The sequence below is a fragment of the Desulfogranum aggregans genome (genome assembly GCF_055398265.1).
In genome coordinates, this window is the sequence record NZ_AP042447.1 from 2,376,375 (window position 1) to 2,401,430 (window position 25,056).

At 52.4% G+C, this 25,056-nt stretch carries 23 protein-coding genes and 1 other RNA gene; 14 read left to right on the forward strand and 10 right to left on the reverse strand.

Annotated elements, in window-relative coordinates:
• Positions 1-324 precede the first annotated feature (324 nt).
• A complete protein-coding gene (locus ACZ52Z_RS10550) occupies positions 325-834 on the reverse strand; it encodes an OmpA family protein (RefSeq protein WP_464270702.1) in 510 nt (169 codons plus the stop codon).
• 194 nt (positions 835-1,028) lie between these two features.
• Here ACZ52Z_RS10550 and glgP point away from each other — a divergent pair, with 194 nt between their 5' ends.
• The 3 genes from glgP to ACZ52Z_RS10565 all read left to right on the forward strand — a co-directional run bounded on the left by glgP (position 1,029) and on the right by ACZ52Z_RS10565 (position 5,134).
• Entirely contained in the window at positions 1,029-3,233 is a 2,205-nt protein-coding gene (gene glgP, locus ACZ52Z_RS10555; RefSeq protein WP_464270703.1) for an alpha-glucan family phosphorylase, read from the forward strand.
• A 153-nt stretch (positions 3,234-3,386) separates the two neighbouring features.
• Positions 3,387-3,809: a hypothetical protein gene (locus ACZ52Z_RS10560; RefSeq protein WP_464270704.1), complete on the forward strand. Its 423-nt coding sequence runs from the start codon at positions 3,387-3,389 to the stop codon at positions 3,807-3,809.
• Between the two features lie 29 nt (positions 3,810-3,838).
• Positions 3,839-5,134, forward strand: a complete 1,296-nt coding sequence (locus ACZ52Z_RS10565) for a radical SAM family protein (protein ID WP_464270705.1) — start codon at positions 3,839-3,841, stop codon at positions 5,132-5,134.
• Here ACZ52Z_RS10565 and ACZ52Z_RS10570 read toward each other — a convergent pair.
• On the reverse strand, positions 5,112-6,182 hold the full coding sequence (locus ACZ52Z_RS10570) for a tRNA dihydrouridine synthase (protein ID WP_464270706.1): 1,071 nt from the start codon (positions 6,180-6,182) through the stop codon (positions 5,112-5,114). The two genes, ACZ52Z_RS10565 and ACZ52Z_RS10570, sit on opposite strands and share 23 nt — an antisense overlap.
• 167 nt (positions 6,183-6,349) lie before the next feature.
• Between ACZ52Z_RS10570 and ACZ52Z_RS10575 the strand changes: the two genes are divergently transcribed.
• Positions 6,350-6,781, forward strand: coding sequence for a Fur family transcriptional regulator (locus tag ACZ52Z_RS10575; protein ID WP_464270707.1), 432 nt, complete (start codon positions 6,350-6,352; stop codon positions 6,779-6,781).
• A gap of 209 nt (positions 6,782-6,990) precedes the next feature.
• On the opposite strand, the gene rny is transcribed toward ACZ52Z_RS10575, so the two are convergent.
• The 5 genes from rny to ACZ52Z_RS10600 form a co-directional block, all read right to left on the reverse strand.
• Positions 6,991-8,556 carry a ribonuclease Y gene (gene rny / locus ACZ52Z_RS10580; RefSeq protein ID WP_464270708.1) on the reverse strand — a complete coding sequence of 522 codons (1,566 nt, stop codon included), beginning with the start codon at positions 8,554-8,556 and terminating at the stop codon, positions 6,991-6,993.
• Positions 8,557-8,978: 422 nt separating this feature from the next.
• Positions 8,979-9,150, reverse strand: a non-coding RNA gene (gene ssrS, locus ACZ52Z_RS10585) — 6S RNA.
• A 63-nt stretch (positions 9,151-9,213) separates the two neighbouring features.
• On the reverse strand, positions 9,214-9,501 hold the full coding sequence (gene zapA, locus ACZ52Z_RS10590) for a cell division protein ZapA (protein ID WP_464270709.1): 288 nt from the start codon (positions 9,499-9,501) through the stop codon (positions 9,214-9,216).
• Positions 9,502-9,513: 12 nt separating this feature from the next.
• A complete protein-coding gene (gene zapB, locus ACZ52Z_RS10595) occupies positions 9,514-9,840 on the reverse strand; it encodes a cell division protein ZapB (RefSeq protein WP_464270710.1) in 327 nt (108 codons plus the stop codon).
• Between the two features lie 184 nt (positions 9,841-10,024).
• Positions 10,025-10,510: an NUDIX hydrolase gene (locus ACZ52Z_RS10600; RefSeq protein ID WP_464270711.1), complete on the reverse strand. Its 486-nt coding sequence runs from the start codon at positions 10,508-10,510 to the stop codon at positions 10,025-10,027.
• Between the two features lie 195 nt (positions 10,511-10,705).
• Here ACZ52Z_RS10600 and ACZ52Z_RS10605 point away from each other — a divergent pair, with 195 nt between their 5' ends.
• From ACZ52Z_RS10605 to ACZ52Z_RS10625, 5 genes are read left to right on the forward strand one after another with little or no spacing between them, the layout of a single operon-like run.
• Positions 10,706-12,061, forward strand: a complete 1,356-nt coding sequence (locus tag ACZ52Z_RS10605; RefSeq protein WP_464270712.1) for a lytic transglycosylase domain-containing protein — start codon at positions 10,706-10,708, stop codon at positions 12,059-12,061.
• A gap of 12 nt (positions 12,062-12,073) precedes the next feature.
• The gene (locus tag ACZ52Z_RS10610) at positions 12,074-12,436 is read left to right on the forward strand and encodes a molybdenum cofactor biosynthesis protein MoaE (RefSeq protein WP_464270713.1); all 363 of its coding nucleotides are present in this window, start codon (positions 12,074-12,076) and stop codon (positions 12,434-12,436) included.
• A gap of 59 nt (positions 12,437-12,495) precedes the next feature.
• Positions 12,496-13,335 carry an HDOD domain-containing protein gene (locus tag ACZ52Z_RS10615; RefSeq protein ID WP_464270714.1) on the forward strand — a complete coding sequence of 280 codons (840 nt, stop codon included), beginning with the start codon at positions 12,496-12,498 and terminating at the stop codon, positions 13,333-13,335.
• A 3-nt stretch (positions 13,336-13,338) separates the two neighbouring features.
• On the forward strand, positions 13,339-15,492 hold the full coding sequence (locus tag ACZ52Z_RS10620) for a response regulator (RefSeq protein ID WP_464270715.1): 2,154 nt from the start codon (positions 13,339-13,341) through the stop codon (positions 15,490-15,492).
• A 15-nt stretch (positions 15,493-15,507) separates the two neighbouring features.
• Positions 15,508-16,923, forward strand: coding sequence for a YihY/virulence factor BrkB family protein (locus ACZ52Z_RS10625; RefSeq protein WP_464270716.1), 1,416 nt, complete (start codon positions 15,508-15,510; stop codon positions 16,921-16,923).
• Between the two features lie 48 nt (positions 16,924-16,971).
• On the opposite strand, the gene ACZ52Z_RS10630 is transcribed toward ACZ52Z_RS10625, so the two are convergent.
• Positions 16,972-18,156, reverse strand: a complete 1,185-nt coding sequence (locus tag ACZ52Z_RS10630) for an aldo/keto reductase (RefSeq protein WP_464270717.1) — start codon at positions 18,154-18,156, stop codon at positions 16,972-16,974.
• A 427-nt stretch (positions 18,157-18,583) separates the two neighbouring features.
• Here ACZ52Z_RS10630 and ACZ52Z_RS10635 point away from each other — a divergent pair, with 427 nt between their 5' ends.
• From ACZ52Z_RS10635 to ACZ52Z_RS10655, 5 genes are all read left to right on the forward strand, one after another.
• Complete coding sequence (locus ACZ52Z_RS10635; protein WP_464270718.1) at positions 18,584-19,657, forward strand: OmpA family protein; 1,074 nt, start codon at positions 18,584-18,586, stop codon at positions 19,655-19,657.
• 334 nt (positions 19,658-19,991) lie between these two features.
• The gene (locus tag ACZ52Z_RS10640) at positions 19,992-20,519 is read left to right on the forward strand and encodes a hypothetical protein (RefSeq protein WP_464270719.1); all 528 of its coding nucleotides are present in this window, start codon (positions 19,992-19,994) and stop codon (positions 20,517-20,519) included.
• 29 nt (positions 20,520-20,548) lie between these two features.
• Positions 20,549-21,376, forward strand: coding sequence for an MBL fold metallo-hydrolase (locus ACZ52Z_RS10645; protein WP_464270720.1), 828 nt, complete (start codon positions 20,549-20,551; stop codon positions 21,374-21,376).
• Positions 21,377-21,435: 59 nt separating this feature from the next.
• Entirely contained in the window at positions 21,436-21,822 is a 387-nt protein-coding gene (locus ACZ52Z_RS10650) for a PadR family transcriptional regulator (protein ID WP_464270721.1), read from the forward strand.
• Between the two features lie 102 nt (positions 21,823-21,924).
• Entirely contained in the window at positions 21,925-22,140 is a 216-nt protein-coding gene (locus tag ACZ52Z_RS10655) for a DUF5320 domain-containing protein (protein ID WP_464270722.1), read from the forward strand.
• A 131-nt stretch (positions 22,141-22,271) separates the two neighbouring features.
• Here the strand turns inward: ACZ52Z_RS10655 and ACZ52Z_RS10660 are convergent, their stop codons facing one another.
• Both ACZ52Z_RS10660 and ACZ52Z_RS10665 read right to left on the reverse strand, forming a co-directional pair.
• Positions 22,272-22,877, reverse strand: coding sequence for a YfbR-like 5'-deoxynucleotidase (locus tag ACZ52Z_RS10660; protein WP_464270723.1), 606 nt, complete (start codon positions 22,875-22,877; stop codon positions 22,272-22,274).
• Between the two features lie 116 nt (positions 22,878-22,993).
• Positions 22,994-24,715: a PocR ligand-binding domain-containing protein gene (locus ACZ52Z_RS10665; protein ID WP_464270724.1), complete on the reverse strand. Its 1,722-nt coding sequence runs from the start codon at positions 24,713-24,715 to the stop codon at positions 22,994-22,996.
• Positions 24,716-25,056 lie beyond the last annotated feature (341 nt).

The following is a 25,056-nucleotide window of genomic DNA, read 5'->3' on the forward strand; positions in this document are numbered from 1 at the left end:
TATTCTCTTGAGTAACACTCATTAACGACCTAAAATATACGCCTGAATCCATAACCGTACAGCACCTGCATTCAGCTCTCTGTTTGCTGCGTAAAAACAGGACTGCACCTGGATACACGCTCAGGGTGAGCCGACATCCCGGCAACCTGTCCGGGGTGATGGCCCTTGTCTGCGGCGGCAACAGATGGAAGCACCACGTCGTATCCATTCAGTCAGTACACCGAGGCTGTGCCGCTTACAGGGAACCCACCGATCAAGTCTGTAGAAAAAAATAAACCGGACACGGTTCTCCCGGTCCGGTTATGCACTGAAAAACGGGTGGTCTTACTTAATGATTACAAAGTCGCCACGCCTGTTTTGAGCCCACGAGATTTCATCGTGGCCGAAAAGCAGCAGTTTTTCCTCTCCCCAGCTGATGGTGGTGAGTCTTTCCGGAGCAATCCCAAGGTTGATGAGATATTTTTTCGCACTTTGAGCTCTTCGTTCACCAAGGGCGAGGTTATATTCTCGAGTTCCCCGTGGGTCGCAGTTACCCTCAATACGCACCTTGACATCCTTGTTTTTCAGCAGGAAATCGCCATTTCCCTCAATACGCTGAACCTGCTCTCCAACAATATTTGACTTATCAAAAGCAAAATACACAGGCAGCATGGGGCCGGAAGTGCGCCCTTCCATGATATCCGTTTCCTTGCTCTCCAAAGATTCCTCAGGGCCAAGGCCTTCAGCAGCCATTTCTTTTGAGGCATCAGGTGCTTTTTTACCGCACCCACCAAGGACCAGCCCAGACAGTAACACCATGCAGACGACCAGACAAAACGATTTATCGATGCGCATTACGCCCTCCTCAGACAAATTTATCAATCATCTTGTAAAAATACCTTAAATTAGTGCCACGATTCTACTCAACCAGCAAAGGAATACAACATTTTTTTCCATGAAAAGGAATTCACTTGCAAAACAAATCCAGCCTTTCTAAACTTCGCTCTTGGTAATCATTACGCCCCAACCCTTTAGCCGAGAAGTACATCTTGCACTCTTTTGAATCAACACACCCTGTTTCTACCGCTGATCCCGCTACAGAGCTTCTCTGCAGTAACCGGTTCGGCACTTTTTTCGGCGTTTCCCAGTCGGTTTTCGAAACCGTGTGGGAAAGGTTTACCGCCGCTGAAGCAAACTCCGTGGCCTACGTTTCCATGGAAATCGGCGCTGACCCTGATGTTTTTCAGCCCCTTAAACATTCACTGATGCGCAATGAGGTCACCTCAAGCAAGCATCGTTTGGCCGGGACCCTCCTAAAAAAGTTCCTCCAGGGCCCACGAAAAATCCCCAATTACAGCGGCGGCCTTGGTGTACTTGCAGGCGACACCCTCAAAAGTTTTGCCGATCTGCACATGCCGGTTTTTGGCATCAGCCTGCTCTATCGAGGTGGCTATTTTTCTCAGATCGTTGACTCCAAAGTTGGGCAAATTGACCATGCCACCAGCTGGGAACCGGAAGAAACCCCGACGCTGTATCAGCTTCGCTCTCCTGAAGCGCCGGAGCAGCCACTTACAATCGATATTCCATTTTTCAATGGGCAGGACAAGCCGATGTTGATCAAGGCCCATGTCTGGATGAAAATGGAAATATCAGAGCGCCTGGACTACTTCACCCCGGAATTCCTGCTCGACTACAGCCTTCCCGGTGCACCGGAATGGATCGTTGAGGCTGCGGGTCAACTCTACAATGCCACTTCCGACATAGTAAAGGCTAACCAACGCAGAATGCTCGGCAGCGGTGTTCTTCCTCTCCTCTCTGCCTTGGGATTCACGACCCAGACCATTCATCTCAATGAACAGCACGGGGTCACCGTGACCTTGCACCTCATCCTGCAGGAGCTTGAAGCTGCCTTTGGCAGGAATTTCGGTGAACTGGTTACTGACGCCGACATCCTCAGCGCTGCAGAGCGGGTGGCGCAAAAAATCGTCTACACCATTCACACACCGGTCAAGGCTGGCCATGATCGTTTTTCACGGCAACTTTACTCGTCGATCAGCCACGCTGAATTCCAGCGGATTCTCAATGTGGCCGCCCTGGATGAGGAGAATCCCCACGCATATAATTTTACGGCCATGGCCATGCGCATCAACCGGAGCATTAACAGTGTCAGCCGGCTCCATCGGGACGTGACCAGAAAACAGTTCCCTGCCTTTGCGCAAAAGATTAAAGCCATCACCAACGGTGTCCACCACCTGACATGGATCAGCGACGCCAGGGCTGCTCTTTTTGACCGACTGCCTTCCCTTCGCCGCTGGCGTGACGTGCCCGGCTGCTTCGCTTCCATTGCCATAGACGACTACCCTGATCTCACGGCCGGTTTACAGCAAGCCTGGACAGAAGACAATAAGCACCTGATCGATTTCACCAACCAGATGCTGGAGCTACACCGCGCACAAATGACGGAAACCTGGATTGATCCGCCAAATTACCTCTCCAGGCTCGACCAGCCCGACTACCTTGAACCACAGACCTTCACCATAGGGTTTGCGCGACGCTTTTCAACCTACAAGCGGGCTGATCTTATTTTCGAAAACATAACCACCCTGGCCCGGATCCTCGTAGAAAACGACTGGCCGGTGAATTTCCTTTATGCAGGCAAAGCCCACCCCGAAGATGAGCCCGGCAAATCGGTACTCAAACTCATTCTCGACTGTCAGGAAGAACTGTACACCAAGAGCAATGGTCTGGGAAAACTGATTTTCATACCCGATTATGATATGCAGATCGCCAAGCGCATGGTTTCCGGCGTGCATGCATGGTTGAACAGTCCGAAACGGCCGCTGGAGGCCAGCGGTACCAGCGGTATGAAAGCGGCGATGAATGGCGTCCCCAACATCAGTGTACTTGATGGCTGGTGGGCGGAAGGCTACCATGAGGGCCTGACCGGCTGGAAATTCGGCTACGATGGACCGGTGGAAGAGGCGGATCTCAGTGAAGCACCTGAGACGCTGCTCTACCAGGAGGATTCAGACTCCTTTTATGAGCTATTGCCGACTATACTGGAGATGTTTTACACCAGGCCTGATGCGTACCTGGCCAAAGCTGTCAATAACCTCAAGCTCAATATTCCCATATTCAACACCCACCGGATGACAGCAGAATATATCCAGGCCTATGATCTGAAGCTCAATCAACAGGAAGCGACAAAAATCGACTTATTTCGAAGCTTATATCAAAGCGATACGTTAGAATAAAAGGCATGCACAACAGACTCTATACACGTGTACAGGAAAGCTGTTTATTTAGGCTAACCTGCCCAACAGGCCATCATTGGGCATGACCGTCTTTATCATTTTTCACCTTACCGGCTGCTTGCATGCAGTCGAAGAAAGCAGGAGCTGAGCACCATGGCCCGTCATATTAACCCGAGTAATGCCACCAATAGAACCATTGACGCCATTGATCGCAAGCGGGATCGCGAACGGATGGTTCTGCTGAAAAAAGCCCGGGAAAACAGCAGAGAGCTAGCGGTCGCACTGGTACAGCGCCTGCTGGACCAATCCATCCTGGAAACCAACGACGTGATGGCAATTCAGGAGGCCATAGATCATCAGCTGCGCACCATGGGCGACCTGGAGGAATTTGAGATGCGGTATAAAATAGCACCGATTCGCAACCTCACCCAGGATCCCAATATTGCCAGCCTGTTCATCACCCAATATGTGATCGAAGATCTCCTCGATCACCCCAAGGTACAGGACATTTTTGGCGATGATCTGGACGTTTACCAGGCGGTGGACTCTATACTCTCCGCAATCCGTCCCCGCTGAACCGCCATCCTTCGCACCACTTCCACTCCATGAGGGAGCGCCACCCGACAGCAGTACCTGCGCTGGTTTTTGCCGGCAGCGATGGTGCGGTTCAGGAATATACCGGGCTGCGAATGGCAGCCCAGTCTGCGGGTACATTCTACGCACCACCGCTGGAGGACCTGATAGAACTTCCGGAAGGCAGTGAACTCTTTGTCCTGCCCGGAAGGCATCCGGTCGGCATCGAACCAGATAGCGGCGAGCCTGCGCTCCTCGATACCGACCCCTACGACGGTTCCGGTAGCATCCAGGCTGTTGCGGCCTTTATGGCCCCTGCCTATACTGCGCTTGCCACCGCTGCCTACCAGACCAGCGCGCCAGACAGCCCAATGCTCCCTCTTTTTGCCTATACGGCTGTCGGCTGGCACGATGACAGATTCTGGGTTACGGGGTTCAGGAGCGATCGAAACCGTCGCCAGGATGCGGCCAATTTCGATCAGGACCTGATCAACCTCCGAACCCGAAAGAAATTACAACAGCACCCCCACAATCGCCTTATTCAGCACCTGGGAAAATGCTGTCTAACCTACTGCTGTCCAGCGGCAAGAAATTATTTTCTCAATCGCTGGGAAGCGCCGTTGCCGTGCTCACCGGTCTGCAATGCTTCCTGTGCGGGCTGCATTTCCCTGCAACCCTCGGGTTGCTGCGCTTCAACCCAGGAAAGGATAACCTTTGTCCCCACTGCCGCGGAAATTGCGGAAATCGCCATTGAACATTTGGAAACCGCACCAGACCCCATCGTCAGCTTTGGCCAGGGATGCGAAGGGGAGCCGCTCCTCCAGGCAGAGGTGATGGAGCGGAGCATCAGGCTCATACGCAAAAAAACAACCAAAGGCACCATTAACCTCAACACCAACGGTTCCCTGCCCTTAGCTGTCGAGCAGCTCGCAAAAGCCGGTCTTGATTCCATCCGCATATCGCTTAACAGCGCGCAACCGGAAAAACACGCCCTCTATTATCGTCCCAAGGGCTTTACCCTGACCGATGTGCGGCATTCGATGACCATCATGAAGCGCTATCAGCGCCACGTATCACTAAATTATTTTATTTTTCCCGGCTTTACCGACGCCCCGCAGGAATTTGCCGCACTGTCGGAACTCCTAAGTTCCTGCGCCCCTGATTTTATTCAGCTGCGCAACCTGAACATAGACCCCGAATACTACCTGCAGGTCATAGCGCATCACCCTGCAGACCCACCGATGGGGATCAGGGCCTGGCTGCGCAGACTGCAGGAGCATTTTCCCGCACTGCAGTTTGGGTATTTCAACCCGCAGCTGCAATCTTGAACGCGTCCGCCACATCCTGTTGAAGTTTTTTCAGTCCTTCTGCGTCGCTGCGGGAGAAAAAATCACCAGCCCTGCTGAGCGCTTCTTCCATGGTCTGGCTTGATTGCACCCGGCTGGCCAGGTGGTGTCCAAACGCATAGTTGGCTGCAAAGTAGTGGGTAAATTCCTTGAGCCGACCCAACCGCCGTTCCGGACGAAATCTTTTCTGCAAGGCCTCAGAAAAATCATAATAGACTCTAGGCAGAGAAACCATAGGATGCCCGCCGCCCTTCATCTTATAGATTTCAGCAGCAATCTCTGCAAACAACCAGGGCTTGGTAGCAGCTGCCCGACCGATCATCAGACCGTCTGCCCGGCTTTCTGCAAGGCACTGACGAGCATCATCAACGGTCCATATTCCACCGTTGGCAATGACCGGTATTGCTATGGCCTCCTTAATCTTTGCGACCCACTCCCAACGCGGTTTCCGGCAGAATGCCTCCTTTTCCAGGCGGGCGTGGACGGTCAGGAGATCGACGCCCTCGTCCTCCAGCATCTGGCTAAAATCAATCATCCTCTGCGCATCAAGATTTTTCCCCAGGCGAATCTTCGCGGAGATGGGCAGGGTCGTCTCTTTTCGTGCCTCCCGAAGGATCCTCCTGACCATGTCACTGTCCGCTGCTAACCGTGCCCCTCCTCCTGCGCGCTGTATGCGCGGAGCAGGACAGCCAAGATTGATATCAACGGCATTCGCAGAGAGTCGATGCAGCGCATCCAATGCCGGGCCAAGGGTTTCAGGCTGACTCACCAGCAGCTGGTAGGAGAGAGGCTTTTCCGCTGGTGTGCGGATAAGAAACGGGGAAACTGCAGGATTTTCCTTTGGGAGACGCCAGGCAGCAAGCATTTCCGTACTCAGCAGACCGATACCACCAAAGGTGAGAATGGTTGTTCGCAGAGCGGAATGGGTTACCCCTGCCATGGGTGCAAGCAATAACGGCGGCCAAATGGGAAGCTCACGAAACATGACCGGCGAAGTGACTGGATGGGCCTGGGAAGGATGGTTATTCATTTGCAACTTGAAAAAAAAGGCTCCAGGGTTTAAGCTGATAATAGTTATCTTGACTATTAACCATATTCATCACGGATAAGGTGTATTGCACAACGCCTCTCCGATCAAACCGAACCTGGCGAAGGTAGCACACGCTCGACCAGATTCACCTACTTAATGAAGCGAGTATGAACGCACCAACTCCAATGCTCCGCCTGACAACCCAACGTCAAGTCATCCTCGAAGAGCTGAGCAAGGTAAAAACCCACCCGACGGCAAACGAACTCTACGATATGGTACGTAAACGTTTACCGCGCATCGGCCTCGGCACCGTGTACAGAAACCTCGAACTCATGGCCGAAAACGGCATGATCCTGAAAATAGAAGTCGGTGGTTCTCAAAAGCGTTTTGATGCAACAACGGACATCCATTACCACATCCGCTGTTCACACTGCGGAAGAGTGGATGATATTGACGTTCCAGTGATCAAAGATCTTGTTGAGGAAGCCTCAGCAAACAGCGCCTACCACATTATCGGTCACCATATCGAATTCAGCGGTATATGCAATGACTGTCAACAGGCGCAAGCCGAGCAATCTACGGAAAAAGACCATCACTAGGACACCCGCCCTCTCCCAGTTACCCAGTTACAAAAAATGCGGCAGCCTCTAATTGAGGTTTGCCGCATTTTTTCCCTGCCGCTCTGAAGAAAAGAGGGCTCTTCAGCAAACAAACCACAAGGAATTGCTACGTTTTTTGCAGCCTGCAGCCGTTTCACCACTGATGTGGTCATTGCGCTCATCTGCGGTAAAGAGGCTGTGCTCCTTTTCTATTTTGCATACTCTATAGCCCTGGTTTCGCGAATAACCGTGACCCGTATCTGACCCGGGTAGGTCAACTGCTCTTCGATCTCCTTGGCAATATCGCGGCTGATCAGGGTGGCCTCGTCATCTTTCACCTTCTGACTATCCACAATGATACGCAGCTCGCGCCCGGCCTGAATGGCATAGGATTTCTCCACCCCCTTGAAGGCGTTGGCGATGGCTTCCAGGTCTTCGAGGCGCTTGACATAACTCTGGAGCATTTCCTTGCGAGCGCCAGGACGGGCTCCAGACAGCGCGTCTGCGGACTGGACCAGTATGTCGAGTACGCTCTTGGGCGGCTGATCTTCGTGGTGGGCACCTATGGCATACACAATATCCTCTGCCTCACCATATTTTCGGGCAAGGTCACGGCCAATAATCGCATGTGATCCTTCCACCTCATGATCAACGGCTTTACCAATATCGTGCAACAGGCCGGCTCGCTTGGCCTTTTTCACATCCAAGCCGAGCTCTGCCGCCATCACTCCACAGAGAAAGGCAACTTCCAGTGAATGCTGTAAAATATTCTGCCCATAACTGGTCCTGAACTTGAGTCGTCCGATGAGATTTATCAGGTCCACATGCATGCCGTGGGCTCCCACATCAAAGGTCGCCTTCTCACCGGCCTCACGAATCTCCACCTCCAGCTCTTCAGTGACCTTTTGCACAACCTCCTCAATTCGAGCCGGGTGGATACGGCCATCGGATATCAACTGTTCCAGAGCGAGGCGGGCAACCTCACGGCGGATGGGATTGAAACCAGAAAGAATGACCGCTTCAGGGGTATCATCAATGATGATATCAATACCGGTGGCGGCTTCAATGGCTCTGATATTTCGCCCCTCTCTCCCGATAATCCTGCCCTTCATGTCGTCATTGGGCAATGGAACCATAGAGACGGTTTTATCTGCAACATAATCTCCTGCATAACGGGCAATGGCCAGCGCCAAAATATTTTTCCCCTTTCTATCCGCCTCTATTTTCATCTCGTTTTCAATTCGGACCAGCCGCTTGGCAGAATCCATCCGCGCCTCAGATTCAATGGACTGCATCAGTTCCTGCTTGGCTTCTTCGCGATCTATGCCGGCGATCTGTTCCAATTTGTACCGCTGCTCATCAAGGAGGCTTGCATAGGTCTGCTGCTGCTCAGCAACCTTACGCTCAACTTCGCCAACATCTACCTCGCGGTCGCGTACCTGCTCCTGGCGTTCTTCGAGCAACTCAAAATCTTTCTGGACCTCGTCAAATTTTCGATTCAGTCGACGCTGATCATCCTTGAGTTCCTGCCGACTGATCTTAATCTCACGATCAGCCTCCTGCTTCACCTGGTACGCCTCTTCCTTGGCCTGGAGCAGAGCCTCCTTTTTGATCTGTTCAGCTTCACTGATGGAGTTCTCGATAATTTGTCGTCCCTGGGCCTCCAGGTTTCGTTGGTTCCCCTCGACAAGCCGTTTTCGTAAATATATGCCAATTCCAAGACCGACGATGAAGTTGATCACCGCCAGAAACATGGTCATCATATTGTGCTCCATGGGAGTTCCCGTATGTTGTGCAGCTCCCTGGCCTCACCGTGAACAGCGGCCAAGGCTGCGGAAAATGGAAAAATGGGAGGGGGTAAAGCGGAATACAACGGTGAGCACCGTTGTAGAGGACACAGTCGGGCCAGACAGGTTCAGGAGATTTTCACGCCTCCGCCGAACATGGGAAAGCGACCTGGTTCTCTCATCAGACTGGGCGTTGCCCGGTAGCAGGAAAAGAGTATGCTTCCACTTTTTCCCCAACAGTTCGGGCGGCGGGTTTCACGTATATAGTAAAACTGATCTCATCAGAGTTGTCTTGTTTCACTGGACCGGCTGGCGTCCACTTCTGCACTTACATCCATCCCGTTATTATACATCAGACGGCTTGATGGCCGCACTCTCCGTCACTGGTGACGGTTGCGGATATATAAAAAGAAACCCCCGCGCTGCCGTGTCAACGCAATGATTAAACCTAACGAATTAGGTGGGCAATGCCTACTGCCGCTCTCAGGGAATCAATTCAGTTTCCCATCTTTCGACACAACGGCTACCCTCATCATGAGAGTTGGCTCAATACTCCGTTGATCACCAACAGAGCAGGGGTTATCATTGCCTATTGCCTGCAGTATAGCAGAACGCAACCTGAAACTAAATAACAATCTCCCGGGATCAGTGCATTCCCTCGATTATTTTCTGGATGAGCTTTTCCACTGATTGGTCCTGTACTCGCTGCCTGTTTTCAACCTTTTGTTCCAGCTGCACGTACTTTGCCGCCAGGCGAAGACACCCCAGAACAAGCATCTTGCTGGAAGGAATAGCGCTTCGGCTCATCTTTTCACCTCCTTCCAGTTCCTGGCGAAGCAGTTCAATGGCCGAATTCACTTCCAGGTCCGGGGCGTCACTGTAAAAAGCAAACTCCTGACCAAAGAGATTGAAACGAACGAGACGTTCTTTCATGCTGAGGATCGTTTATCCGTGGTGCTCTTCCGTTTCATCATTAAACAGCGACCCCTGACCACCGGACTGGTCGTCATACTCTCCGCTCCCGTGGCCCTGTTCGCCTGCCTGTTCGTTTTCCCACTGGGTAATACGATCCAACAGACCTGAAACCCTGTTACTCACAGCAGTACGCTCTGTGCTCAGGTTTTCGATGGTCCCCTTGAGTTCCGCACACTCAGTATCCCGCTCTTGCAGCATCTCTTCAAGGGCGTGGTAGTCGGCTTTCAACTGGCTGTATTTGGTCAAAAGCTGATCAACAAGCTCTTCCAAGCGAAGCAATTCCGCATTATTCTCCATAGTCACACCTCAATTTAACTTTCTGAAAAAACTAAAAAATTAATGATCGTTTTTGATTTTCTCCACAGTGCCCAACTATACAGAGCCCAACACTCAAAGGCAAGTTTTTTAGCCTTCCTTTGTTTGCGGTCTCTCGTTGGCGGGATCGAAAAAATAACCAGATACACTTCCTCCCCCTCACGGGTCAACAGCGAACGTAGTTCCAGGAAAGAGGCCGGCCGCCGTCGTAAGGCATGTAGCCATGAAACATGCGGGGATCACCGTCAAACACCAGGGGAAGAAAAAAGCGATCTCCTTCCCACATGGGGAGGGCGTCCATATCAGACAGCAGATGCCATGCCAGTTCGCCCTCATTATTCCGGGACATCAACTCTCCGGAAAATTTGGTGATGAGAAAGACAAAGCCCAACCAATCCTCACCGTTGGGACCAAAACCGGTCCAGTTAATGGTTCCCCGTAGTTGCATTTCTTCGCAGCGTAAAGCTGATTCTTCACGTATTTCCCGATGCATGCAACTGACAACATCCTCGTCAGAGTGCATTTTTCCGCCCAACCCGTTATATTTCCCCAAATGCTGATCATCCCTGCGGGCGTTTCTGTGCACCAGCAGTACCTTTTTCTGATCCGGTGACAGAATATAACCAAGGGTGCCGACAATAGGTGTGTACATATCGCGCTTACTCGCTCGTTTTCCAGTTATTGTTTTTGCAGATGCGGTTTTCACAGTATACTATAAGGCATAAGGCTACACCTCGGCTCAAGTTCTACTTTGTCTGCGGGTAGCATACATGCTGTTGCTGTTTAACCCAGCCTATACATCACTTTTTTCCATATGCGCAATCTTTTCCATGGCTTCAGGCATATTGTGAGCATTCCACGATTCTGCATACCACTCGTCAGTACACTGTGCCTCGTTCTTTCTGCCTCCTGGTGTGCTGCAGCAAAAGATCCCTTCCCGCTCTACCCGGTTATTGCGCCCAACGTTTCCTTCTGGGAAGATGTTTACGGCACCTATACCTCCAATCAGGGTATACTCCACGACAGGGATAACCTGGAGATCGTCTACACCGTCGTCGACCTGGTCAATTGGGGTACGCTCGGATCTGCTCAAATCAACGGTAAACTGATCAAACTTGCCCGACAACGAACCAAGCGCATCCTGGCTGATTTAGGACACGGAAAAAAACCAACCACCCGTGAGGAAAAAAGAATTGCCGCCCTCTTTCCCAAACAGCGGCACACGAGTTATCTCAAGGCAAGAGATAATATTCGGCTGCAAATTGGCCAGAAAGACCGATTCAAAAAGGGCGTCATCCGTTCAGGCAGGCATATTGACCAGATCAAAAGAATCTTACAACGCTATCAACTCCCCCCGGACCTTGCCTACCTCCCCCATGTCGAATCTTCGTTCAATCCGCAAGCCAAGAGTAAAGCGGGGGCCACGGGATTATGGCAATTCACCCGCAGCACCGGCAGGCAGTACCTGACCATCAACGAGCTTACTGACCAACGGCTCGACCCCATCCTGTCAACCCACGCCGCGGCCAAACTTTTGCAAGAGAACTACGCGCAGCTTGCAAGCTGGCCTCTGGCACTGACCGCCTACAACTACGGACGACCGGGAATGTTACGAGCAGTGAAGGAGTACAAGCGATACCCCGCCATTTTTGCCAACTACCGAAAAGGGCATTTTAAATTTGCCTCGCAAAATTTCTATTCGGAGTTCCTGGCAGCGGTCCGTGTTGCCAAACAAGTGGAAAAAGACTCAAGCGTCATAATGGATCGACCTGAGGCCATTAAATCCTTTCACCTGGAGGGTTACGCCTCCCGTCAGCAGCTCTGTTCTTTTTTCCGCGTCTCCCCGGAGGACTTTGCCCGCCTCAATCCGTCGCTCAAACAGCCAGTCCTCAGCGGAACAAAGCTCATCCCTAAAGGCCACGTTATACGCCTCCCCGCAACCAAGCAGGTTCGACTCAAAATCAGCCAGTGGAAACCTGCCATGTATGCTGCCAGCCAGACTCCTGACCGGTACCATATGGTCAAGAAGGGGGAAACCGTCAGCACCATTGCCCGAAAACACCGCACCTCTGCGCAGCAGCTCAAAAAGCTCAACGGGCTCGATCGACACGCCACCATCCGGATCGGTCAAAAGCTGACGCTGCCGGATTCCGGTCGTACGGTTGTTGTTTTGAAAAACAAATCCAAAAAAAAACCAATTTAGCGAGATTCAACCATGGACATCAGCAAAACTATCCAATCCCTGAAGCAGCGCCCCGATTTCACCGACAACGTTGGCATGATCCTTATTCACAACGGCACAGTTCGCAACTGGTCAAGAGCAGACAAGGAAACAGTGAAAAGTCTGGAAACCGTTGTTGATCACCACAAGATCGAGGCGCTACGTAAAGAATACCTGGCCAAAGAAGGCATCTACGAAATCATTATCGAGGCCAACTCCGGCTCCTTTCAGCCGGGGGACGATCTCCTGTTTATCATTGTTGCAGGCGATTTACGGGAAAACATCAAGCCCGTCCTGGCGGAACTACTCGACCGCATCAAAGCTGAAGCCGTCACCAAGACCGAACACAAGGTGTAACAGCACCGCACTTTCCCAGGTCGTGCATTTTTCCCGGTCCCCATCATACGGAGATTCCTATGCTTGCGGCTGAAAAGCTGATCAAACAATTTAAAAAAACCAAAACCCTGCCGCATATTGTGACCAGGTTGGCGGAGCTGATAAAAGATGAAGATTCCACCCTCCAGGACTTTGAGGAGGTCATCCGTCTGGATCCTGCACTGGTCGCACGTTTGCTGACCCTTGTCAACAGCTCCTTCTTCGGCATGTCCCGCAGCGTGGACTCCATCTCGCGGGCGGTAGCGCTTCTGGGCATGAAAAACCTGCACAACATCGCCGTTACCGACGCTATTCAGGAAATGATTGACACCGAGGCCGCAGCGGAATTTGATCCCCAGCGCCTGTGGTCGCACAGTGCGGCTGTGGGCATTTGCTGCAAAATGATCGCTGAGCGGATTTTATCCATCAACGGCGACGACGCCTACCTCACCGGCATCCTGCATGATATTGGCCTGATTGTGGAATTCGAGACAGCCAGGGCGGACTTTCTGGAAATCATCGGTCAGTTCGATGAACACCATCCCCGGATCACCGACCTGGAACAACAGAAACTGGGTACAGACCATTGTCAAATCGGCTACCTTCTTGCCTGCGACTGGCAGATCGCCCAGCCACTGGCAGAGGCCATCAGAGATCACCACGAAGAAGGAGCAGTTTTTCAACCGACCTCCCCCTCGGCCATCCTGCAGCTTGCCGAGTATCTCGTCAACCAACTGGGGTTTTCCCTCACCGAGGGACTGCAGTCACAACTCTCTCCCGAGCTCGCCGAACACGTGCAGGAGAATATTGCCGAATACAAGGTACTTGCTGAAGACCTGCCGGAAGAGCTTGAGAACATCACCAGTATGTACGGTAAGTAGCCCATGGCAATCACTACGTTATTTGCAGATCTTGTCGACCCGGTCCACACCCTCTCTCTGCTGTGCGACCACCTGGAGCAGGAAACCGACCAGATCCTCTTTTTTTGTGTCGACCAGCAGGGTAACCATGTTGCGTCCTCTCGTTTTCCTCTTGATGCAGGGGAAGCCGGACAGCTCATCGACAACAGTCGCGACCTGGCCTCGGAAATAACGCTTGACTATACAGGCCGCTGCTACGCCCTGCACATGATCCCTGATCTAGAATGCTCCATCCTGGCAACTCCTGCAAGCAGCAGTTCCACGCCGGCGCCGGACTGGCTGAGCACTATCGTTCGCCTGAATATTCGCCTTTTCCTTGCCCACAAGGAGACAGAAGACACCATCAATCGCCTGCGGATACAAAAAAAGCAATTTGACCGGAAGTCCTCAGTCCTTGAAAAAAAGTTCCAGGACATCATGGTCGAAAACGAGGATAACTACCGAAAGATTCAAGAACAGCAGCTCAACTATTCAAAAACCCTGCAGGCGGAGATCAAGCAGCAGACAGCCGAACTTCGCCGCGCAAAAAAGGCAGCAGAATCGGCCAATATCGCAAAAAGCGAATTTCTGGCCTCCATGAGCCATGAGATTCGTACGCCGATGAATGGCATCATCGGGTTTACGGATATGCTGATTGATTCGGATCTCAACGATACCCAACGGGAGTTCGCCCAGACAATCAAGCGCAGTGCAGATGCGCTACTGTCGCTGATCAATGACATCCTGGATTTCTCAAAAGTCGAAGCAGGCAAGCTCGACCTTGAATGGATCGATTTTGATCCGGAAATTACTGCCCAGGACGTTTGCGACCTTATACGTCCCAAGGTCGATAACCGTCCCATTGAGGTTTTGTGCAGGATTGACAGCAGCCTGCCGGCGAATATTACCGGTGATCCCGGTCGATTTCGTCAGGTACTGGTTAACTTGATGGGCAACGCGGCAAAATTTACCAAATCAGGAGAAATCGAGTTGACAGTCCTGGTTGCCGAAGAATCTGATGAGCACATCACCCTGCACACTCAGGTGCGTGATACCGGCATAGGCCTGCCGGAAAACAAGCTTGAAACGATCTTCGATGCATTTTGTCAGGCTGATGGGTCTACTACCCGGGAATTTGGCGGCACCGGACTCGGTCTCTCCGTCTGCCGTAAAATCGCGTCCCTTATGGGTGGGCATGTCTGGGCTGAAAGTTGGCAAGGCGAGGGAAGCACCTTCCACTTTACCAGTCGAATGCGCAAATCCAGCCAACAGCGCCTCAAAACGTTTACCAAGGTCCCACTGGACGGAAAAAGAGTCCTTGTCGCCGACGATAATGCAACGAATGTCAGCATTCTCGAACATATTCTTGCCGATGCGGGTATGGTGGTCACCTCCACCACCGACAGCACAACCGTCCGCCACCTGATCGAACAATCACTGGCAACCCAACAACCGTTTGACCTGATCATCCTCGACATTCAGATGCCGCAACCGGATGGCTACGCCCTGGCCCGTATTATTCGCAACGAGATTCCTGCGACGGCCAATACCCCTCTGCTGGCCTATACCTCAGCCAATGACCGAAACGCCAAGCGGTGCAACCAATTGGGGTTCAATGCCTTTCTCACCAAACCGGCCCGACGTGAAATCCTCTTCAAAACCATTGAAAAGCTCTTGGGAGAAGAAAAAACCGACAAAGAAAAAGTAGCTGCTGAAAAGCTGATCACCCAGTACAGTGTCCGTGAAGAGTTGAAACAGTCCATACGTATACTGCTGGCCGAGGACAACCCGGTCAATCAGAAGCTGGCCACCCTCATCCTGACCAAAGCTGGCTACAAGGTAGAAGTAGCACATAACGGCAAGGCGGCGATTGACACCTTTTCCGCCTCCCCCGAGGAGTTTGATCTTATCCTCATGGATATTCAGATGCCGGAAGTCGATGGCCTGGAAGCGACGCGAATCATTCGTGAACGCGGCTTTATACAAATTCCCATTGTAGCCATGACCGCCAATGCCATGAAAGGCGACCGAGAGATTTGCCTCAATGCCGGTATGAACGATTATATCTCCAAACCGATAAAGCGAGAGATTGTCTTTGAAATAATTGAAAAATGGCTCTTTCGCGAGCTTGCAAACTGATACGGTCGCTCGCCCATGTCTACACCGTCTCCATCCGCTACCCGTCACTCACCCGGCCGCCATGGTCAGCGATGGGATCATTTTCTATCCAGGACCTTTGCCCAACAGGAGTCCGGCGGCCGATTACTCCCCTGGGTGCGTCCTTTGCTGCGCATTGTAATCATCGTTTTCCGAGAGGCTGTTCGCGCAAAAATTTCCATACGGGCCGCAGCCCTCACCTATTCGGTAATCCTGGCCATGGTCCCGCTGCTGGCCATGAGCACGGCCATACTCAAGGGAATGGGCAGCGGTGACCAGCTGAAAATAGCGACTGAACGTTTCATCGAACAATTCGAACCGCGACCGACTCCTTCACCAGCGGAGAACTTGCCGGAAGATGCCACCGGCACAGCGGTACAATCGCCGCGCAACACCATGAGCGGCCATCTCTACCGCGCAGTTGATACGATTTTTTCCTATGCGGAAAACACCAACTTTGCCGCCCTTGGCGCATTTGGTATCGTAGGTACCCTCCTGGTGGTTATTTCCGTTTTCAGCTCCATCGAGGAAGCGATGCTAGACATCTGGAAACAGCGGAAAGGAAGGCCGTTTTTACGCAAAGTTATGGATTACCTTGCCCTGCTGATCCTCTTGCCGGTCTCCATCAATCTGGCATTGGCCGGTGAGGCTATCCTCGTCAACCAGCGTATGCTTTCCCACATTCAATCGATCATTCCCTTTCCCTGGTTGATCGGCGCCCTCTTTAAATTCTTACCCTTTGCCTTTATCACCCTTACCCTCATGTTGATGTACCTGTTCTTTTCCAGAGCAAAGGTAACAACGCGGGCTGCTTTTACCGGGGCGTTCTTTGCTTCAATGTTCTGGTTTTTCACCCAGAAGATCTATATTTTACTGCAAGTCGGCGTCTCCAATTACAATGTGATCTACGGCTCTTTTGCCACTGTCCCGCTTTTCCTCGTCTGGGTCTACCTGGGATGGAATTTTATTCTCCTGGGAGCGGCGCTGGCCTATGCAGTCCAGCATCAGCGTCATTATACGCTCGATGACGGCTCCCAATGGCCGCTGCGTCGGTTGCAGCTGGCCTTTGATATGCTTCAGCTGATCTCATCAGATTTTCAACACCGCACCCCGACGACACTCCACTCCCTGGCCGAGCGAATGGAGGGGGTATCCGCCAGCGAACTGGAAACTATAGCCTCCACGCTGAAAGCAGCGCGCCTGGTGCACTGGTCGCGCGCAGACGAGCAATCAGTCCTCTTACCGGTCACAAGGCGGGAAAACCTCACTCCGGAAGAAATCATCACCGCCATCTGGGGACAGGCTTCCGAAACCACCTACGGCGGCAAAATGGCAGCCCTCGCACTCAGCGGGGCGCACCAGGCATGCAGCAACAACCACCTGTCTGCTCAGCCGGACAGCGAGCCCACTTAACCTCCTCTCCAGCCAGAGGACCTTCCCCGCACGACAGAATCGCCTCCCCTACTGTTCGGTATCGGGTGCCGGCTCCTGCAATAACCGATGCGCTTCTCTGAGCAGCTCCAGGGTGTGTTCAGCTCGACCTCCGTGCGCGTTGAGGGTATCGGTAAGGTTAAAGCCGTCAACCAGTGCGCCGTTATTTCCCGCTACCCAATCACTGCCCGTACTCAGCTTGGCATACCTGGCCCGGGCATAGTCCAGGAGGTCCCAGCCACGGGCAAGGTTGTACAGCCAGGCGATAAAGGGAATATTGATCATCCCTGGTGTTTGTCGATAGCAGGGATAGCGTTCCCAATCAATGTCCGGCCGATCGCACCCGCAAATGGCTTTCATGCGTTCCTGCCATCGCAGATAGATCCCGTGTACCAGAGCAATGTCATCAATCCATTCCAGGGCCCGGACATGCTCATCAAAATCGCCAGGCTGTGCCGCACCGATGCTCAGTGTATGGATCGCCGGCTGATGAAGGCAGAAAAGATCATTGAACTGCATTGGCGATAGGGGTTCACTGAGCCTGGTGAGCAGGGCCGGGGGCGTATGCAGCATTCCCCCCTTGTCCGACGGACTGATGATAAAAACCCCCATGTCGCGTTCAGCCGCCGCCGCAAGCACCGGTTGATGGCGTTGAAATATAGTATACCAGTGGAGATTGAGATAATCGAATCCCCGTTCCTCTGCATGCCCAACCGCCTGCAGCAGGAGCTCGGTGGAACCATGACTGGAAAAACCGACCCAGCCGACCTTGCCCTGCTGTTGCAGTTTCCGCGCTGCGGCAAGACATCCCCCAGGTTTACAGGCCCACCAGAGCTGCTCATAGGTATTGATACCGTGCAGCCCCAATAAATCGACCCGTTCGACCTGGAGCCGGTTCAAGGAATCGAGTACATTGTCGGTAAAAATCAGGGGGTCGGCTGTTGGAGCAACTTTGGTCTGCAGGATATAGGAAGCTCGTGAATACTTCTTGAGCACTTCTCCCAATTGGCGTTCAGACGTGCCATAAACCCTGGCGGTTTCGATGTGGTTGATGCCCACGGCAAAGGCTCGAGCGACTATTTGCTCCAGCAGTTGCTGTTCCGTTGACTGTATTTCCTCCAGGCCAACGTCTTTCCATGACTGCATAAAGCGCATTCCGCCAGCGCTCAACACCGCCATTTGCAGTTCTGTTCTGCCAAATCTTCGATACAGCATATGCCCTCTTTATCGTAGCAGGAAGTAACCGGTCTGCAGCCCGCCCATTTTTTACAGAAAAAACCACATCGGGAAGGACGAACCCTCCCTCCATCTGGTGAGATTGCCGCTCCCATGCCCCCACCTCGGCAGTCAATACGTCTGACAGGCCTGTCTGGGCAACCATTCCCCGGAACCACTTTTCTCCGCAAGAAATAGCGGCAGTTGAGTTGGCAGCAGATTCTTTTTTCTTCATGGACCGTCACCACACTTATCGAGGACATCAGGATAGAGGCCCTCTGTTCCCCTGCGTATTCTACCAGCGTACTCAACCGATACTATTTGTTTTTTCTTTTTTTCACCAATTGACCTCCTTCCCTCTCTGCATTATTCTAAAAGAGTCAGTTTGTTATCTATCCATCATCCATTTCAAATCAAGGAGAAAATCATGAAGAGGTTTCGTCTAGGTATGCTCATTGGCCTGACGCTGCTGCTTGCTGCATGTTTCGTCAGTCAGGCATCGGCTAAGGAAGTCACGAAAATGGTCGACGGCAAAAAGGTGACCTTTGTCAAATTGGCCGATAATTTTCTCGTGCTCTATGACTCTTCCAGTTCCATGCGTGCAGAATCAAAGCCTGGAACAATGCGCATTGATGTAGAGCGGCAAATCCTTACAGAAAAAGTATCCACTCTGCCTGAACTCGATTGGCAGGCCGGAATCTACTCATTTACCCCTGGATTTGGCAAAGAAGCATTCAAGACCTTTCTACCGGTGCAGACCTATAACAAAGGCCTGTTTTCCTCCACCATCGATGCCCTTCCTGCACGTCCGTCGGGAACCACCCTCCTGCAGCACGGCCTGGTCTCCCTGGACCCGATCCTTGCGCAGCTCCAAGGCGAAACAGTTGTCTTTCTCTTTACAGATGGCCAGTACACGCTTAACAAGGGGCTTCCCAAACCAGGAGCGATAGCCAAACAGCTGGCTGAAAAATACAAGGTTTGCTTCTATGTCATCGACACTGATGACGCTTCCGCGGGCGATAATGCGGTCCTGGCTGTTGCCAATGCTTCTGACTGCGGAAAAGTAATCCAATTCTCCAAGCTGCTCGGACATCCTGAATGGCTGACCAATCCCCTGTTCATGGTCAAAGAAGGTGAAATGCCCAAAGCTAAAGTTGTCGGTACAAGCGTCAGCGATGTTCACTTTGACTTTGATAAATCCAATATTAAACCCGAATACTACGTAGCACTGAACGAACTGGCGATTCTTCTGCAAAACAACCCCAAAGCACAGGTTACCCTTGCAGGGCACACCGACAGCATCGGCTCCGAAGAGTACAACTTTAAGCTTGCTCAGCGGCGGGCGGCAAGTGTACGGGCCTACCTGGTCGAAAAAGGTGGTATTGATAACAAACGCATCACGCTGAGTTCCTTTGGCAAATCAAAACCCGTTGCCAGTAATGATACCGAAGAAGGGCGTGCAAAAAACAGGCGGGTGGAAAGCATCATCACCGGCATGTAACCGTCTTCTTTGAGCGGAACATACGTTTATTTTCCCCGGCCGGCGGTTTGATTACCGCCGGCCGTATGGTCTTGCATCTGCAACGCACCATGTCTCCTGCTACGGCATGCTGAACCATAGGAAACCACGGCTCCCGTTATCCGTTGTACATCTCTACAGGGCGCTCTTCCGCCTGTTTTCTTCTCCTTTCCGCTTTGACCAGCATATATCTCTTCTCGTTGCACTGCTGGTGACAATATGCGGATGCGTCCAGCTGCCTGACTATGCTGCTCCAGTCATTCAAACAAGCAAAGATCCCGCAGCACCCTATTTCTCATATAGACCGCTTACACAGATGGATTTCAGGGCACCGGCACTGACCGGTCCGTCCCCGGAGATGCAGGCACATTTCAATGCCCGCTCAAGCATCCAGATCCGCCCCAAACCCTCGACCAAAATCGCTGTCAGGGCAAGCATGCTCGGTGATGCACCGGTCTTTTTTGCTGACATTGAAAATCTGGCTGTTGAAGCCGTATTTATCCCCGACCATTCCTGGTGGAACCCAAAAGTCCCTCCGGAAAAACAGCCGTACGTGCTCCAGCACGAACAGATTCACTTTGCCCTTATGGAATTGACGGCACGAAAAATTAACCGTGAACAGCATCAGGCTGGTCACGACCTCCCGATTATCGGCAACAGCCCTCAAGAGGCTCAGGCGCTTGCAGTAGCCAGGATCAATACCATCATCGCTGCGTACCATGAGGAAATCCTTGCCCAACACACGGATTTTGACACGGATACCTCCGCTCAATACGCTCCTGAAATACAGCAACGCTGGTGGAACGAGGTCTCCCGGCAACTGCTTCAACACCCCCCAAACTAGCTCAATCATCTCCAGCTCTCAGGTATCCCATGCATCCCTCTTCTTCTCTCACCCTCACGCCCCTTGGCTCAGGTGGCTGGATACCTACCCTTGAGCGACAAACCTGCTGCTACTGTCTCGAGATTGGCCGCTCGCTGTTTATCTTGGATGCCGGGACAGGTATGGCCCGCTTTGGCGAACCAACCGGAGCTCGGATAGCAGCCAAGTACACCTCCATCAACATCCTGCTTTCCCACTACCACTACGATCACCTGATTGGCCTCACCTATCTCCCCCTCTTTTTTCCGGGGAAACAGCTGAACATCTTCGGGCCGGGTAAGGAGCTGTACGGCAAAGGGGTTCGAGAAATCCTGAACACTTTTTTTGATACCCTTTTTTTCTCCACTCCCCTTGCAGCCTTTCCCATGAGGCTCACCTGCACCGACCTCGTCCCCGGTCGAACCGTCATCGACGGGCACCAGGTAGAAGCCGTCCTCCAGCAGCACAGCGCGCCATCGTTGGGGTACAGGATCAACGACGACATCGCCTATGTCACCGATACCTGTTCCTCCACAACCACCCTTGATTTGGCTGCTCATGTACGGCTGCTGCTGCACGAGTCTTGGCTGGATCACCAGGACTCGACCGCTCTCCCACAGGCAGAACAAGATGCTTCTCAGCCAATGCCCCACACCTCCATAGACCAGGTGCTCCATGTTGCCTGTCATGCCCAGGTCGAGCGGTTGATGCTGATTCACCTCAACCCATCCTATGCACAAAGCAGACTCGACAATATGCTGGTCTACGCCCGCCACCATTTTGCCGACACCCTGCTTGCCACCGACAACCAGCAAGTTACGCTCGGCACCATAACATAAAAAACAATTTATCTATTGACAAATAGTCAATAGATGATAAATCTACAGGCCAAGGAGGCATGATGCAACGATACGGTAAACGCCATGGAAGGAATTCTCAAGGCCGAGGCAAACGCAGAAAATCTGTATTTATCCAGACCTGCTGTCTCTTTCAACTGGCAGACAGCGACCGCCATGGATACGAACTGCTCCAAGGGTTGGCTGCCTACTCTGAATCCGCATCCATCATTGACCCCAGCATTCTATATCGAATGATGCGGGAAATGGAGCACAGTGGTCTGGTAGCCTCCTATGACGGGGAAACCAGTCGCGGTCCGCGACGCAGAGTCTACCGATTGACCACGGCTGGAAGACAACAGCTGGAACAGTGGATAGCGGAACTGGAACAGACACGCGACGAAATCAACCAGCTGCTAGCAGCGTATGCCCGGTCGCACAGCACATAGTGCTCATGCAGGAACCGCCTGCCTGATGCGGGCAGGGTGAACGGGCCGTGCATGAGCAATGATAAACCTACTCAACCATTTATTCACCACAAGGAGGATGAAATGCCTAATCAAGATCAAACAGGACCTGCCGGCCAAGGACCGGCAACAGGAAGAGGACGTGGTACCTGCCGTCAGCCAACGCAGGACAACCCGCAAAACGATGCCCCATTGTTTGGAGGATTTCGCCGAGGACAGGCGGCTAACGGCAGGGGCATGGCCCGAGGTGGACGCCGGGGATGCGGCATGGGCCGCGGAGGCAGGCGACAGGGTCGCTAATGCAGAGTGCACCTCTTGCTCTCCCGGCGGCGAAGACGTTGTTGCCGGGAGAGTCTTCTCCCGGGAGATCATCACGTTCTCCCGGTTATCATCGGCTGCAGCAACGGATATTGCAACCTATCCAATACAACTTATTGGGAAGGCGGCAACTCAAAGGCGACTTTGGTCTCTTCACTCTGCTGCAGTAACTCATTGAGTACATCCACCGTACTCCGCCAGCGGTACTGAGGAAAATCCACGATCGCCTGCTTGAGCTTTTGCTCCAGCATGTCATAGAGGATCTGAACGACCTGCTTGGCATGCCTGCCGATCCCCTCATCGATGATAAACACCAGCGCATCGATGATATCTGCGAGCTTGACGATGACCATAAACTCCGGGTTTTCCCGTTCAATCGCCGCCTTCATTTCAAACAGCCACGGCGCTATCTCCCGTTCGATTGCTTCAATAGGATTATTGTCTCCGCTCAACTGTTCAATGTGTCGCTTCAACGGACTTGGCAGATCTCCCATCAACAGTTCCGGGGTATCATGAAGAGAGGCATACTCCATGATCTGCAGCAATGAAGAATCAGACAAGTGTGGTCCGAGAATAACTTTTGCCAGACGGTTGGAAATTCGTGTGACCATGTAGTGATGTTCTGCAAGGGTCTGGTCGCGGGAAGTCCGCACACTGTGCCACCTGGTCACATGCCCAGAACGAGCAAGATCGGCAAGGGTAAGCTTCGGCAATTTCATGGTTGTTTCGGGAAGGCTCCTTCATCAAGGGACTCACACTGTTTCAACCACGCTCTCGACGGTGGGTGGAGAACACGGAAAAAACAGGGAAAGATAGTGCAACTCGATCACACTGTTCAGGCAAGGACCTCCTGAATAGTTCGACTGAGCGCAGCTCTACGGTAGGGTTTTTGAATAAACCCTCCAAGTCCGTTCTCCTGCATGTGTTGCAGTTCTTCATCAGTAATATACCCGTAGGAGAGAATGACCCGTACACCTGGGTCAATCTGCTGTAGTGCAAGCAGAGTATCCCGCCCATTCATCACAGGCATCAGCATATCTAATATAACCAGGTCAATAGTGGTATTTTCCCTGCGGAATATGCTCACCGCTTCCTTGCCGTCCCGGGCCAGCTGCACCTCAAATCCCAGCTCCTCAAGCAGTGCTTTGCCAGTGCTGCGCATGATCTCTTCATCATCCACCAGCAAAATTTTTCCTATGCCTGAACGGTCTTTCAAGGGAGAAGGCATAGCTGCCATATGCTCCCGATCAGCCACAGGTAAATGGAGGGTAAAAGTGGTTCCCTCTCCAACAAGGCTGGATACGGTGATCGCGCCGTGGTGCTGCTGCACCGTCGCAAAAACAGTAGCCAATCCCAGGCCGGTCCCTTTCTGCTCCTTGGTGGTAAAAAAAGGGTCAAATATCTTGTGCACAACCTCAGGCGCAATACCGGCGCCAGTATCACGCACAACCATCTCTAAAAATTGACCTGGCTGGAGCTCAAATGGTGAATCCTGACAGGTAGCGGCATCCAGTGTAACATTTGCGGATGAAACCACTATACTTCCGCCATCAGGCATGGCGTGGGCACTGTTTATACCGAGATTGAGAAAAACATTCTGCAGTTGCGACTGATCGCCAATCACGATGGTTTGCTGGGCATCCAGGCGGGTTTCCAGGGATATACGTGGATCAACGGTGTTCTCGAGCAGTACAATCGTTTCCCGTATGACCTGATGCATGTCGACCAAGGAGTTTTTCGGGGGTGTCCTTCGGCTCAAGGTCAGCAGTTTGCCGATCAACTCCGCTGCCCGGTCAGCTGTATCCAGAATCAGGCGATGAAATTTTTGGGCCTTTTGATCATCAGGCAGATAAACCTGGAGCATCTCTGCCGCGCCGACAATGCCGCCAAGCATATTATTGAAATCATGAGCTATCCCCCCGACTAGTTGACCGATGGCATTCATTTTCTCAACCTGCTGGAGGCGTAACTCCAGGGCAGCACGCTCCGTCTCTGCCTGCTTATGCCTCAGCGCGGTCTCTGCGAGGGCGGCAATGAAGCCTGTGAGGGCAATATCATAGTCAATGATCGTTTGTACCTTCTCTTTGGTAAAAACCGGTACCCGTTCCAGGGCCTCCAGATAGGTTTTCTGATCAAAATCATACTGATTGGCCTGCTTGATAAACAGCTCCCGGTCCGGTACCTCGCCTTCATAAAAAAACTGTCCGAGGAACAAGGTCGCCAAGTGTTTTCCGGCAACTATCACCGGCATTCCCACATTCCACAGACCGTTAAGGCACTTGTACGAACAGGGGGAGGTGCGATGAAAACCGGCCTGCACAAAAGCGTCGCTCTCCAGGCACCGTTGCAACGTTTGCGGATGGTTTCGATGAAAATGCACACAGATATCCTGCCACCCTGCGCCGACAAGGGGTGCATTATCAGCGGTATCGATCAAGCCGATGGGAATGCCGGTTGCCTGAAAATGGGAATCAGCCATTTTTTGCACAGCAGCCAGGTCAATAAGGTCGGAAAGCCGGTAAGGGTGCTCGGCTGAAGCTGGGCTGCAGGAATCCACGCCCCCTGTAATTTCGCCTCCGGCGTCTTGCCTCTCTTCCGTTGACACAGTTTCGATGTAACCTCAAACCTTGATTATTGCTCCATGGTATACCCCCCGCTACCAGGAAAACGCCGGCTGACTATGCCTCAGATGCTCATGCACGGCAGTGGTTACGGAGTTCCTTTGCCCCATACGACATCAAAAGATGGCCTTTTTGGTTCCCAATGGGGATGCGTCTTGCAGCGAAACCAGGCCCCCCTTTCAACTCACCAGCACCAAGAGTACAATAGCATGAAAAAAGGTGAGAAACTAGCGCGAATGTCCGCCTTTTCCGCCTCAGTTGAGGCGACGTCTGATTC

Coding starts and splice junctions, on each gene's coding strand:
- ACZ52Z_RS10570 (WP_464270706.1), bottom strand. CDS start 6,182: ATGAATAACCATCCTTCCCAGGCCCATCCAGTCACTTCGCCGGTCATG.
- ACZ52Z_RS10560 (WP_464270704.1), top strand. CDS start 3,387: ATGGCCCGTCATATTAACCCGAGTAATGCCACCAATAGAACCATTGAC.
- ACZ52Z_RS10660 (WP_464270723.1), bottom strand. CDS start 22,877: ATGAAATTGCCGAAGCTTACCCTTGCCGATCTTGCTCGTTCTGGGCAT.
- ACZ52Z_RS10615 (WP_464270714.1), top strand. CDS start 12,496: ATGCTTGCGGCTGAAAAGCTGATCAAACAATTTAAAAAAACCAAAACC.
- zapB (WP_464270710.1), bottom strand. CDS start 9,840: ATGGAGAATAATGCGGAATTGCTTCGCTTGGAAGAGCTTGTTGATCAG.
- ACZ52Z_RS10550 (WP_464270702.1), bottom strand. CDS start 834: ATGCGCATCGATAAATCGTTTTGTCTGGTCGTCTGCATGGTGTTACTG.
- zapA (WP_464270709.1), bottom strand. CDS start 9,501: ATGAAAGAACGTCTCGTTCGTTTCAATCTCTTTGGTCAGGAGTTTGCT.
- ACZ52Z_RS10655 (WP_464270722.1), top strand. CDS start 21,925: ATGCCTAATCAAGATCAAACAGGACCTGCCGGCCAAGGACCGGCAACA.
- rny (WP_464270708.1), bottom strand. CDS start 8,556: ATGGAGCACAATATGATGACCATGTTTCTGGCGGTGATCAACTTCATC.
- ACZ52Z_RS10630 (WP_464270717.1), bottom strand. CDS start 18,156: ATGCTGTATCGAAGATTTGGCAGAACAGAACTGCAAATGGCGGTGTTG.
- ACZ52Z_RS10565 (WP_464270705.1), top strand. CDS start 3,839: ATGAGGGAGCGCCACCCGACAGCAGTACCTGCGCTGGTTTTTGCCGGC.
- ACZ52Z_RS10610 (WP_464270713.1), top strand. CDS start 12,074: ATGGACATCAGCAAAACTATCCAATCCCTGAAGCAGCGCCCCGATTTC.
- ACZ52Z_RS10650 (WP_464270721.1), top strand. CDS start 21,436: ATGATGCAACGATACGGTAAACGCCATGGAAGGAATTCTCAAGGCCGA.
- ACZ52Z_RS10620 (WP_464270715.1), top strand. CDS start 13,339: ATGGCAATCACTACGTTATTTGCAGATCTTGTCGACCCGGTCCACACC.
- ACZ52Z_RS10640 (WP_464270719.1), top strand. CDS start 19,992: ATGGATTTCAGGGCACCGGCACTGACCGGTCCGTCCCCGGAGATGCAG.
- ACZ52Z_RS10600 (WP_464270711.1), bottom strand. CDS start 10,510: ATGTACACACCTATTGTCGGCACCCTTGGTTATATTCTGTCACCGGAT.
- ACZ52Z_RS10625 (WP_464270716.1), top strand. CDS start 15,508: ATGTCTACACCGTCTCCATCCGCTACCCGTCACTCACCCGGCCGCCAT.
- ACZ52Z_RS10575 (WP_464270707.1), top strand. CDS start 6,350: ATGAACGCACCAACTCCAATGCTCCGCCTGACAACCCAACGTCAAGTC.
- ACZ52Z_RS10645 (WP_464270720.1), top strand. CDS start 20,549: ATGCATCCCTCTTCTTCTCTCACCCTCACGCCCCTTGGCTCAGGTGGC.
- ACZ52Z_RS10635 (WP_464270718.1), top strand. CDS start 18,584: ATGAAGAGGTTTCGTCTAGGTATGCTCATTGGCCTGACGCTGCTGCTT.